Origin of the sequence: Streptomyces albireticuli (assembly GCF_002192455.1) — a bacterium.
Classification (GTDB): domain Bacteria; phylum Actinomycetota; class Actinomycetes; order Streptomycetales; family Streptomycetaceae; genus Streptomyces; species Streptomyces albireticuli_B.
Genome location: NZ_CP021744.1, coordinates 7,978,166 through 7,989,796 on the forward strand (window position 1 = coordinate 7,978,166; position 11,631 = coordinate 7,989,796).

Annotated in this window: 9 protein-coding genes; 8 read left to right on the top strand and 1 reads right to left on the bottom strand. The window is 69.8% G+C overall.

Features of this window, described 5'->3' with window-relative positions; all coding sequences use genetic code 11:
- Positions 1 to 24 precede the first annotated feature (24 nt).
- Both SMD11_RS33930 and SMD11_RS33935 read left to right on the top strand, forming a co-directional pair.
- Positions 25 to 1,038, top strand: a complete 1,014-nt coding sequence (locus tag SMD11_RS33930) for a trypsin-like serine peptidase (protein WP_087930088.1) — start codon at positions 25 to 27, stop codon at positions 1,036 to 1,038.
- A 408-nt stretch (positions 1,039 to 1,446) separates the two neighbouring features.
- Complete coding sequence (locus tag SMD11_RS33935) at positions 1,447 to 2,856, top strand: MFS transporter (RefSeq protein ID WP_159395452.1); 1,410 nt, start codon at positions 1,447 to 1,449, stop codon at positions 2,854 to 2,856.
- Here SMD11_RS33935 and SMD11_RS33940 read toward each other — a convergent pair.
- Entirely contained in the window at positions 2,805 to 3,782 is a 978-nt protein-coding gene (locus tag SMD11_RS33940; RefSeq protein WP_087930090.1) for a heme o synthase, read from the bottom strand. The genes SMD11_RS33935 and SMD11_RS33940 overlap by 52 nt on opposite strands.
- A 269-nt stretch (positions 3,783 to 4,051) precedes the next feature.
- Between SMD11_RS33940 and SMD11_RS33945 the strand changes: the two genes are divergently transcribed.
- The 6 genes from SMD11_RS33945 to SMD11_RS35675 all read left to right on the top strand — a co-directional run bounded on the left by SMD11_RS33945 (position 4,052) and on the right by SMD11_RS35675 (position 11,552).
- Positions 4,052 to 4,444, top strand: coding sequence for a hypothetical protein (locus tag SMD11_RS33945; RefSeq protein ID WP_087930091.1), 393 nt, complete (start codon positions 4,052 to 4,054; stop codon positions 4,442 to 4,444).
- Between the two features lie 62 nt (positions 4,445 to 4,506).
- The gene (locus SMD11_RS33950; protein WP_234366303.1) at positions 4,507 to 6,633 is read left to right on the top strand and encodes a DUF4132 domain-containing protein; all 2,127 of its coding nucleotides are present in this window, start codon (positions 4,507 to 4,509) and stop codon (positions 6,631 to 6,633) included.
- Positions 6,634 to 6,795: 162 nt separating this feature from the next.
- Positions 6,796 to 8,247, top strand: coding sequence for an argininosuccinate synthase (gene argG / locus SMD11_RS33955; protein WP_087930093.1), 1,452 nt, complete (start codon positions 6,796 to 6,798; stop codon positions 8,245 to 8,247).
- A gap of 284 nt (positions 8,248 to 8,531) precedes the next feature.
- Positions 8,532 to 8,678 carry a hypothetical protein gene (locus SMD11_RS35670; RefSeq protein ID WP_159395453.1) on the top strand — a complete coding sequence of 49 codons (147 nt, stop codon included), beginning with the start codon at positions 8,532 to 8,534 and terminating at the stop codon, positions 8,676 to 8,678.
- A 470-nt stretch (positions 8,679 to 9,148) separates the two neighbouring features.
- Positions 9,149 to 10,294, top strand: coding sequence for a hypothetical protein (locus tag SMD11_RS33960; protein WP_087930094.1), 1,146 nt, complete (start codon positions 9,149 to 9,151; stop codon positions 10,292 to 10,294).
- Between the two features lie 91 nt (positions 10,295 to 10,385).
- Positions 10,386 to 11,552, top strand: a complete 1,167-nt coding sequence (locus SMD11_RS35675; RefSeq protein WP_159395454.1) for a hypothetical protein — start codon at positions 10,386 to 10,388, stop codon at positions 11,550 to 11,552.
- Positions 11,553 to 11,631 lie beyond the last annotated feature (79 nt).

Below are 11,631 nucleotides of genomic sequence, written 5' to 3' on the forward strand. Positions count from 1 at the left end.
GCTTCCCGATGGATCGTCCCGGTCATGGCGGTAGGTGTTGCTGTCGGGCTGCCGCTCGCCGGGGACGCCTCCACGGGGACGCCGGCCGCGGCCGTGTCCGGCGTCCGGGTGCAGAAGCTGCACCAGGACCCCCAGCAGGTGCTGGACTTCTGGACCCCCGAGCGGATGCGGGGCGCGAGGCGCCTGTCACGGGAGGCCGGATCCCCGCGCCCTGAAGCGACCGGCCGGACGGATCACGCGGACGGGCAGGCCACGCCCGTCGTGGTGCGGCCCACCGTCCCCCGGACGCCACCCCCGGACCCGCCCAAGGGGAGCCGGCCGCCGGGGGACTTTCCCGACGGCGGCAGCCCGTGGAAGGGCGACGGTCTGGTGAGCCGGACCGTAGGCACCGTCTTCCTCACCTCGCCCGCGGTCGTCGGCGAGGTCGCCTGCGACGGCGTCGCCGTCATGAGCCACAACAAGAGCGTGGTGCTGACCAAAGGCTCCTGCACCGATCTGATCGACATGTCCATCACGAGCTGGGTCTTCGCCCCCGGCTACCACGACGGGCGCACGCCGTACGGACTGTGGATGGCGACACAGCTCTTCTCACTGCCCGAATGGCACGACAAAGCGGACGACAACTTCGACGTCGGTGCCGCCACCGTCGTCGGCATCCCGGTCGGTAAATCACTCGTCGACACCGTCGGAGGACAGGGGGTGGCCTTCAACCAGGTGATCCACCCTCACCCCAAGGTGTACATGTTCGGCTACTGGTCACAGCAGCCGAAAACCCTCTACTACTGCAGCGGCCGCTCCGTGGACGACCCCAATCCGCCACCGCGCATGCCGCAGGCGCTGTACTGCCCCGTGGCCGGCGGCGCGGCATGGGGCAGCCCCTGGTTCCTCGGTTTCGACGAGGAGACCGGCGTCGGCATCGTCAACGCCATCGACATCGGCAACAGCTACAACCTCGACTACCAGCTCGCGCCCTACTTCGGGGACCGTATCGAGGACCTGTACGACCAGGCTCAGAATTCGCCCGTCACCAATCCGTGAACACGACTTGACCCCGGGCTCCTGGAGACCCCACCCCATGCACCCGGCGTGAGGCACACCTGACCCGCCGCAGGGATGTCGTGCGGCCCGCGGCCGCGCCGAGGACCTGATCCTCCCGGGCACCTCCTGGACCACACCGCCTTCCCCCGATCGGAGGGCAGGACATCGTCCACCGGCTCGACCGTCGGGGCCCGTACATTCCGGCGGCCCGGTGTCAGCATGGAGTGGGTGAGCGGCTCCGGGCCGACTCCACCCGTGACCATCAGACGCTTCCCCGCGCACTCCGCCGCAGCGCCCTCGCGCCCCCGGTGACCCTGGAGCGAGCGCCACACCGTCCGTGCCCTTCGCCGTGGTCGCCGTGCACCGCCGTGCCGCGATACCCGCGTGCGCCGAGGCAGCGTCGTCTCCTTGACCGCGACCTCTTTTTTGGGGGTGCTCGTGCTCAGCTCGTACCGCGACCTCTTCACGACGCCCGGAGCCAAGCCGCTCGCCGCGGCCGGGCTGGTGGCCCGTGCCCCCCGGGCCATGATCGGCCTGGGGATCGTGGGCATGCTCTCGCAGCGGACCGGTGACTACGTACTGACCGGCGCCGTATGCGCCGCCTTCTCGGTGTCCATCGCCGTGTTCGGCCCGCTGGTGGCCCGCAGCATCGACCGCCGAGGGCAGTGCCGCGCCGCGCGGCCCACCCTGGCGGTGGCGCTGCTCGGGCTCACCGGACTCGTGGTGTGCAGTGGCACGGGGGTGACGCCGTGGGCGGACTTCCCCTGCGTGGTCGCGGCCGGGGCGATACCCAACATCGGCGGCATGCTCCGCGCGCGGTGGACCGCGATGTACGGGGAAGGACCGAAGCTCCACACCGCGTTCGCCGTCGAGTCGGTCGCTGATGAAGCGACTTTCGTGATCGGACCGATCCTTGCCCTCACCCTGGCCACGGCCGTCTACCCGGAGGCGGGGGTCATATGCGCGATGATCTTCGCCCTGGTGGGAACGATCGCCGTCACCTCGCAGCGCCGCACCGAGCCCGAACCCGCCATGAGGACCGCGGCCCGCGGTGACTCGGTGCTCAAGAGCCCGGGCCTGCGGACACTGACGCTCACCTTCGCCGCCCTGGGCTGCGTCTTCGGCGGCTTCGACCTCACCTGCGTCGCCTTCGCCGTCGAGCACGGACACAGGGCCGAGGCCTCCGTCGCCCTCGCCGGCCTGGCGGCCACCAGCTGTCTGGCCGGACTCGTCATGGGGGCACTACGGCTCACGTCACGCCTGCCGGTGCGGATGCTGGCCGTCACCGCTGCCTTGGCGCTGTGCACGGTGCCGCTGCTGTTCGTGAGCAGCCTGCTCGAACTCGCCGTCGTGCTGATGATGCTGGGCGTGTTCGTCTCGCCCAGCATCATCACCGCGAACAGCCTGGTGGAGCGCCTCGTCCCGGCGGCACGGTTGAACGAGGGCCTGACCTGGCTGCTGTCCGGGCTCAGCATCGGCATGTCCCTGGGGACGCTGGTGGCCGGGTGTGCCGTCGACCGGCTCGGACCGCAGGCCGCGTTCGTGGTGCCCGTCGGCTGGGCGGGCTGCGCCGCCCTGATCGTGCTGTCCGGGCTGCGCCGGCTGGGGACGACCCATCAGGAGGACGCCGGCCGGAGCCGGGAACCGGCACCGAGCGGTGGCGCGGCGGCGGAGGCCGCGCGCAGTCGTACGCCCGTGACAGCCGGGCGGGGAGCACGTGTCCGATCCGGCGGCCTCGACGAGGACGAGAGCCGAGCGCGGATCGGTCAGCGGAGGAACGGGTCGACGGCGATGGCGGTGAACAGCAGGGAGATGTAACTGATCGACCAGTGGAAGAGGCGCATCTCCTGTAGCCCTGGGCCACGGAGGCCGGCCTTGGCCCTGGTGTGGAGCGCGTGGGCTTCCCGGAGCCAGCAGCACCCGAGCCCGGCCGCCACGCAGGTGAAGAACCAGCCCACCCGGCCGAGCAGCCCCAGTGAGAGCGACATGGCCACCATCAGCCAGCTGTACAGCACGATCTGCCGGGTCACCGTGGTGATGCCGGCCACCACCGGCAGCATCGGCACACCCACGCGTGCGTAGTCGGCCCGGGTCTTCATGGACAGCGGCCAGTAGTGCGGCGGGGTCCAGAAGAACACCACCAGGCAGAGGGCCACCGCCGTCCACGACACCGAGCCCGTCACGGCGGACCAGCCGATCAGGACCGGCATGCCACCCGCGAGGCCACCCCAGACGATGTTCTGCGAGGTGCGCCGCTTGAGCAGCATGGTGTAGACCACCGTGTAGAAGAGCAGCGCGCCGAACGCGAGCACCGCCGAGAGCGGGTTGACCAGGCACCAGAGCCAGCCGACCGACGCGAGAGCGAGCGCACTGGCGAACACCAGGCACTCACGCGGGGAGACCACTCCGGTGACCAAGGGCCGGTTCGCGGTGCGGTCCATCCGGGCGTCGATGTCCCGGTCGAGGTACATGTTGAACGCACAGGCGCTGCCCGCGGACAGGTATCCGCCGGTGCAGGTGGCCAGTACCAGCGTCAGGTCGGGGACGCCTCCGGCGGCCAGGAACATCACGGGGATGGTGGTCACCAGCAGCAACTCGATGATGCGCGGTTTGGTCAGCGCGACGAATCCGGCCACCCGGGCCGCGGAGGTCGGGCGATCCGGGATCGGGAGCTCACCGGAGCGCGAGCGGGGACGAGGCCCCGGCGGGGAGGTGGGTACGGCCCTGTCGAGGGCGTGGTCCATGATGCGGAACCTTGCGAGGAGAACCTGGTGGCCGCTGACCGTCGTGCCGGGCCCCACAACCGTCGAAGGGGAGCGGGGGCAGAGAAGAGGAGGCACAGCCACCCCGACCCGGGTTGCGTGGCGCAGTAGGTCGGATACGCCCAAGCTACCACTCCTGCGGAACGCCGGCGGCCGGTCCCTACTCGGCTTCGGCCCACGGCTCGGGCGACAACGGCTCGACCCCGACCGGTCCCGCCGGATTGTCAGTGGTCGCTCCTACTCTCAGCGACATGGGAATGGTGAGGTTCGTCGACGAGACGACAGCAGGGGACCGCAATGAGGCGCGGACGCTCGACATCGCGGAGGAGCGGCTGACGCTGCGTGAGGTGATCCGCCGTCGGGTGTTCGAGGAGGTGGCGGACTATCAGGCCCGTGAGCCGGCGGGCTTCCGCGGCCTGATCCGGCCCACCGAGGCCGAACTGCTGCTCAACGGACCGAAGGCGGCCGGTGGGCGCCGGCTCGATCCGCAGCGGTGCTACGAGCGTGCGGTGGCGGCCTTCGCGCGCAACGGATTCCTCGTGCTCGTCGGCGACCGGCAGGTCGAGGAGCTCGACGAGGAGCTCGACCTCCCGTCGGGCACCGAGATCACTTTCCTCAAGCTCGTGGCACTGGTGGGTGGATGATGACGGAGACGGCTGGAACACAGAACCTGGAAGACCTGGCCCGGTACCACATTCCTCACGACGTGAACGAGCTGTGGCACCTGGTCGACGTCGAACTCGCCGCGGGCCGGCCACTGCCGCGGTCCGTCGTCCCCGTGCTCCGGCGCACGGTGACGCAGTCCTGGGCCGCGGACGCCCGGCAGAAGAAGCTCGTCGCCGGGTTGACGGAGCCGGCGGTCAACTACGGAGAGGCGTGGTCCGACCGGGTACTGGCGGAGCTGACGACGCTGGACGATGCCTGGCGGCGGCTGCTGGCGCACGCCGCGACCGCGCGCACCGCGCGGCCGTCGGGGAAGTGGGAGCAGGAGGGCCGGGCGCTGCTCGCCGAGCTCGGCGCGGACACCGACGCCGTGCGGGAGCGACTGCTGTCCTGGCTCGCGCCGGTGGGCCACCCGCGTACCGTGCGGCTCATCGGGTGGCAGTACGGGCCCGACGTCAACGAGGAGTACGACCCGTACAACGCGGACGCGCTGCGCGGGCTCGCCTGGCTGCTGTCCTGCCTGCCGCCGCACCCGGACACCGCCCGCGCGCTGGGCGCACTCGTGGAGGTCTCCCTACGCAAAGTGGCGGGCGCCGGCCCCCGCAGCCCGAAGGTCGCCAACGCCGGTGTGCTCGCCCTCTCCCGGACGGACGGTGACGCCGCCCTCGCCGAGCTGGCCCGGCTCGCCGCCCGCGTCACCTACAAGGGCACGCTGAAGCAGATCGACACCGCCCTCCAGGCCCGAGCCGAGGCCGTGGGCCTGAGCCGTGACGAGATCGAGGAGCTGGCCGTCCCCGCCTACGGGCTGACCGAGGTCGGCCACGCCCGGCACACACTGGGCGACTGCGCGGCCGATGTGACGGTAAGGGCCGGCAAAGCGGTCATCACCTGGCACAACGCGGCAGGCAAGCCGGTCAAGGCCGCCCCCGCGGCCGTCCGCCGGGATCACCCCGATGCCGTCAAGGACCTCAAGGCGGCGGCCAAGGACATCGACAGGATGCTCAGCGCTCAGGCGGAGCGACTGGACCGCTTCTTCCTCACCCGGCGCACCCTGCCCTACGCGGCGTGGCGCGAGCGCTACCTCGACCACCCGCTCGTCGGCACCCTCGCCCGCCGCCTGCTGTGGACCGTCGACGGCCGGACATGCGGCTTCGCGGACGGCTCGCTGCGCACCCTCACCGACGCACCCGTGACGCCGGGCCCTGACGCCACCGTCGAGCTGTGGCACCCCATCGACCACGGGATCGCCGCGATCACCGCGTGGCGCGAGTGGCTGGAGCGGCACGCCGTCACCCAGCCGTTCAAGCAGGCCCACCGCGAGGTGTACCTGCTCACCGGCGCGGAACGGGCCACCCGTGGCTACTCCAACCGCTTCGCCTCGCACGTGCTGCGCCAGCACCAGTTCCACTCGCTGGCCGCGGCCCGGGGCTGGCGCAACAAGCTGCGCCTCGCTGTCGACGACCAGTACCCGCCCGCCATCCGGGAACTGCCCGCCTGGGGCCTGCGCGCGGAGTTCTGGATCGAGGGCATCGAAGGTGACTGGGACACGGACATCGCCGAGTCCGGCAGCTATCTGCGCGTCAGCACGGATCAGGTGCGCTTCTACCCGCTCGACGCACCCCAGCACATGGCCCAGGCGGGCTCCGGCGAGTACCGGCTCGGCTGGCGCGAGGCCCCCTCCGAGCCGGTTCCCCTGGAGGACGTGCCGGCCCTGGCGCTGAGCGAGGTCATGCGCGACGTCGACCTCTTCGTGGGGGTGGCCAGCGTCGGCAACGACCCCACCTGGCAGGACGGCGGCCCCCGGGGACGGTTCCGGGACTACTGGAACTCCTACGGCTTCGGCGAACTCTCCCAGAGCGCGGAGACCCGCCGCACGCTGCTCACCCGGCTCCTGCCGCGCCTGGCGATAGCCGGCCGCTGCACGATCGAGGGCCGGTTCCTGCACGTCAGAGGCGACCTGCACACGTACAAGATCCATCTGGGCTCGGGGAACATCCTCATCAGCCCGCACGATCGGTACCTGTGCATCGTCCCCAAGGCGGCCCCGGCGGCGGACCAGGGTTATCTGCCCTTCGAGGGAGACGGCACGCTCTCGGTGATCCTCAGCAAGGCGATGATGCTCGCCAGGGACACCGAGATTACGGACCGCACCATCACCAGCCAGCTCTGACGCCGCCGGCCACCGCACGGTGGGGGCCGGCGGCTGCGCTCGCACGGCGGACAACGGGCGAGGGCGGGTATGGCCCGGGCGGTAGGGGCCCCGAGCGGGGGAGCCGGGGCCCTTACGAACGACACCATTGCATGTTCATGCGCAACCATGCATACTCTTCCTATGTCCAAGGTCCTCACCTCCCTGCCCGCCGGCGAGCGCGTCGGCATCGCCTTCTCCGGAGGCCTCGACACCTCCGTCGCGGTCGCGTGGATGCGCGACAAGGGCGCCGTCCCGTGCACGTACACCGCCGACATCGGCCAGTACGACGAGCCCGACATCGCGTCGGTGCCCAGCCGCGCGACAGCGTACGGCGCCGAGATCGCCCGCCTGGTCGACTGCCGTGCGGCACTGGTCGAGGAGGGCCTGGCCGCACTCACCTGCGGCGCGTTCCACATCCGCTCGGGCGGGCGCGCCTACTTCAACACGACGCCGCTCGGCCGGGCCGTCACCGGCACCCTGCTGGTCCGGGCGATGCTCGAGGACGACGTGCAGATCTGGGGCGACGGCTCGACGTTCAAGGGCAACGACATCGAGCGGTTCTACCGCTACGGCCTCCTCGCCAACCCGCACCTGCGGATCTACAAGCCCTGGCTCGACGCGGACTTCGTCCACGAGCTCGGCGGCCGCAAGGAGATGTCGGAGTGGCTGCTCGCCCACGGCCTCCCCTACCGGGACAGTGCCGAGAAGGCCTACTCCACCGACGCCAACATCTGGGGCGCCACCCACGAGGCCAAGACCCTGGAGCACCTCGACACCGGGGTCGAGACCGTCAACCCGATCATGGGCGTTCGGTTCTGGGACCCCGACGTCGAGATCGCCGCCGAGGACGTGACGGTCGGCTTCGACCAGGGCCGCCCGGTGACGATCAACGGCAAGGAGTTCGCCACCCCGGTCGACCTCGTGATGGAGGCGAACGCCATCGGCGGACGTCATGGCATGGGCATGTCCGACCAGATCGAGAACCGGGTGATCGAGGCCAAGAGCCGCGGCATCTACGAGGCCCCGGGCATGGCGCTGCTGCACGCCGTGTACGAGCGCCTGGTCAACGCCATCCACAACGAGGACACCCTCGCGCAGTACCACAACGAGGGCCGGCGCCTCGGCCGCCTCATGTACGAGGGCCGCTGGCTCGACCCGCAGGCGCTCATGATCCGCGAGTCGCTCCAGCGCTGGGTGGGCGCGGCGGTCACCGGAGAGGTGACGCTGCGGCTGCGGCGCGGCGAGGACTACTCGGTCATGAACACCACCGGCCTGGCCTTCAGCTACCACCCGGACAAGCTGTCCATGGAACGCACCGAGGACTCGGCGTTCGGTCCGGTGGACCGGATCGGTCAGCTCACCATGCGCAACCTCGACATCGCCGACTCCCGCTCGAAGCTGGAGCAGTACGCGGGTCTGGGCATCGTCGGCAATACGCACGCGACCCTCATGGGCGCCGCCCAGGCGGCCTCGACGGGGCTGATCGGCGCGATGCCGGAAGGCGGCGCCGAAGTCATCGCTTCCCGGGGCAAGGTCGAGGGCGACGACGACCAGATGCTCGACCGGGCGGCGATGGAGTTCGGCACCGACTGACCGGGGCGGCGGGCCTCCCGTGTGCCGGCGGGCGGCCCACCGCCGACTGCCGGCAACCGGAGTGCGGGGCGGCGTGGTGCCCGGGCCGTGGCGACGGCCCGTGGAAGGGTCTTGTACCGCCTCGGGTGGCCCGCCCTGTCGCGGTGCCGGAGGGTCGGCCGGTCCGCGGTGCACGGAGGTGACACCGTGAGGGACACTCCGCCCCTGCACGGCATCTTCCCTTACCTCGTCCGACCCGTCCGGGACGGTAGCCGGTCGCGCTCTGCACCAACCCTTCGCCGGGCGTGGACCTCCCGCTGGAATCCCTGACCGAGCCGGCCCGGTACCCGGCCGTCCAGTACCTCAAGGACGCGTCCGGCAACACCGGCCGGCTGATGTCCGTACAGAACGCCCTCGGCGACCGCGGCCATCAGCATGGCCTGCGCTGCTGATGCCCGGAAGCCGGACGAAGCCGGCCAGGAGAGGCGGTTGCCGGCCGCGCCTGCCTCACCACTGCCGGGGGGCGGGCCTCGGCCCACCGGGAACGCGGCGTCACATCCGTCTGCTCCCCGCACTGTTGACGTCTCCGCCAGGGGCCAACCAGCCATCGCTCACGGCACATCTTCCTCTTGAGCACTCACCCGATACAGCCCGAGCGTCGCCCGCACCACTTTGCCGACCGCCGTCGGGCCCGATCAACGCGGCCCACATGCACCGCGGCCCGGTGAACACGGTAGGCAAAGAGCACCGGTGAGCGTGGCCAATACATGCTGATCCTGAAAAACGACGGTTGTTATCCGTCACCCGCGCGAGCATCATGTCCGAGCTGGTTCTCTAGGTGACAAAGAACTGACCACGGCCCCCAAAAGGAAGCTTTCCGGACTTGCCTCCCGCCCAACCCGTCGCGAAGGGAAGACGCCCCATGTCGTTCATCACGGTACAGAACCAGCTCTACAACGCGCTGACCCAAGGGCTGGGCCAGTCGAATCAAACCTTCCAGCTCCTCCAGCCGGCGGCCCCTCTCACCACGGAAGGCGGGGATACATTCCTCTGGTCCTTCCTCAACAACATCCCGCCGTTCTCGCTGGACCAGAACTACACCCAGAGCGGTGGGAACCAGCTCTTCTCCGACTACAAGGGGGTCATGTCCGCCCTGCGGCCGGCGACGAAGATCGACGTCAAGCAGGAGGTCGGCGAGGAGAACTTCCAGAATTTCGTGAAATACCTGCAATCGCTGAAGCCGATACCGCCGGTGAACCAGTTCCCCGACATCTTCTTCAACTGGGCGATGGTGAACGCGCCCGACGTCGCGCAACAGGGAGCGTCGGCGTACGCGGCGATCATCCTCGACCCGATCGGCTCCGCCCAACAGGCCCTGATGCCCTACATGCAGAGACCGCCCGCGCCGCCGGACTGGGCCCGGGGCTACGAAGACCTGGTGCGGGACCTCTCGCAAGCGCCCCAGCGGGCTTTCGAGATGCGCAGCTCGACCACGAGCTCGGACGTGAGCAGATCATGGTCCTCCGGGCGGCGCTCCGTCCTCTTCGGCCTGTGGAGAGGCAGTGAGAGCACCGAGCGTCTGAGCGAATCCTTCGCGCAGAGCGAGATCTCCATCAGAGCCTCCTTCGGGCACGTGCTGAGCTTCCAGACGAACGCCGGAGCCTGGTACGGCTCATCCGGCCTCGGCACTGCCTACGCCAAGAAGGGTGACCCCCCGTGGCGCAGCGGCAGTGCGATCACCTGGGAAAGCACATTCGGGGCCTCGGGGAATATCCAACGAGTCGCGGTCAATCTCCTGGTGGCCGACGCCATGGAGATCAGCGTCACTGCCAGAACCTCGTTCAGCCAGCAGGATCAGCAAATAATCCGGGGCAAGTCGGGCTTCGGGTTCTGGCCGTTCTACAACGGTAGCGGTGAGTACGGAATGACGACGAATACGCAATTCAGCGACCGGGGCGAGACCACGCTCACCACCAAATCCACTCCCGGCGTTCCGGTGCTGATCGGAGTCAACGTACTGCCGATCGGCCGCTTCCTCGGCTATACGTCGGCGGCGCGTGAGCAGTAGCGCCTGTTCAGGGGCGGCGCCGATCTCCTGACGGGTCAGGGGGCCGCCGCCCCCTGGCCGGTCAGGAGCGCCCAGCGAAAGGTCCAGCGCCATGCCCACCGTGCCGCCGTCACCGCCCGACCCGATGACCGAGCTCCAGAACCGCTGGTACAACGCCGTGTCGAAGGACTTGCCGGCTTCTCCGTCGACCGCCCAGCTCATCCAGCCCGCGCCCTTGCTGGAGCCGTCCGATGTCGCCCTGTGGGCCCGTGAGAACACCGTCCCGCCCGCGTCCCTCACCTTCAACCGGCAGGTAGGGGAGAGCCCGTTCTTCTTCGACGAGTACGCCGCCGTGATCCAGTCGCTGTCCGCCCCGGAGAGCACGCTCGTGACGGCGATCGGCGCGGGAGTCCATAGGGAATGGCTCAAGTACCTCAAGACACTGCCGGTTCAGCCGGACGAGGACAGGCTGCCCGAGGTCTTCCACGCCTGGGCGATGACGTACCACCCGGAGGTCGCGAACGAAGGCGCGTCCGCACTGCGGGACATCGTGCGCCTGAGGGCCTTGCAGAGGCTTCTTCGCTCCTACCAGGGGCCGCCCCCGAAGCCCGCCGAGTACCTGGGCGGCAGCAGGGAGTTGCTGAGCATGCTCGGCAACTCCCGGTCCGCGACGATCTCCTTCGACAGTGCGACAACGAGCGGGGATGTGTCGGGCACTTGGACCGGAGGGGTGAACGCGGACTTCTCGGGACTGTGGGCCGGCGCCGGTCGGCTCGACGCGATCACCGCCGGATTCGCCCGAAGCGTGGTGACCGTCGAAGCCGAACTGGGTGCGTATGTGGTCTGGCCGGTCAATCCGGACCCCCGCTGGTACGACTCGAGCCAGCTCCACGAGGCGTACACGAAGCGCACGAGTCCACCGTGGGCTTCCCCTCCTCAGGTGCACTGGGACATGGCCTTCGGCGAGAGGTCCGGGAGGCTCCAGCGGGCGATCGCCTCGCTGCTGATCGTGGAGAGACTCACGAGCGTGGTCACCTCGGATGCCGTGTTCCCTTCCGACGACCAGCGGGTCATCAAAGACAAAGCGGCTGCCGGTCTGTGGCCGTTCTACGTTCCGACCGGCGACGGTGCCACCAACAAGGCCGACTTCGACAAGGGGAGGCCAAGACTCGAAACCACGGCACCGGCGGGCAGACCGTTGGTCATCGGCGCCCATGTTCTCCCCATCGCCAGGTATCTCGGCGGTTCGAGAACCACGTCCGGGGGATTCGACCGCTGAGAACAGGCCCCGGGCGTCGTTCTCGGGAGAAGCCCCGGCTCGCCTCCTGGGCAGAGGCCACTGACGGTCCGGCCGGCGG

What these genes read in the sequence shown, in the direction of transcription:
- SMD11_RS33945 (WP_087930091.1), top strand. Translation starts at nt 4,052, where the DNA reads ATGGGAATGGTGAGGTTCGTCGACGAGACGACAGCAGGGGACCGCAAT.
- SMD11_RS33930 (WP_087930088.1), top strand. Translation starts at nt 25, where the DNA reads ATGGCGGTAGGTGTTGCTGTCGGGCTGCCGCTCGCCGGGGACGCCTCC.
- SMD11_RS35675 (WP_159395454.1), top strand. Translation starts at nt 10,386, where the DNA reads ATGCCCACCGTGCCGCCGTCACCGCCCGACCCGATGACCGAGCTCCAG.
- SMD11_RS33940 (WP_087930090.1), bottom strand. Translation starts at nt 3,782, where the DNA reads ATGGACCACGCCCTCGACAGGGCCGTACCCACCTCCCCGCCGGGGCCT.
- argG (WP_087930093.1), top strand. Translation starts at nt 6,796, where the DNA reads ATGTCCAAGGTCCTCACCTCCCTGCCCGCCGGCGAGCGCGTCGGCATC.
- SMD11_RS33960 (WP_087930094.1), top strand. Translation starts at nt 9,149, where the DNA reads ATGTCGTTCATCACGGTACAGAACCAGCTCTACAACGCGCTGACCCAA.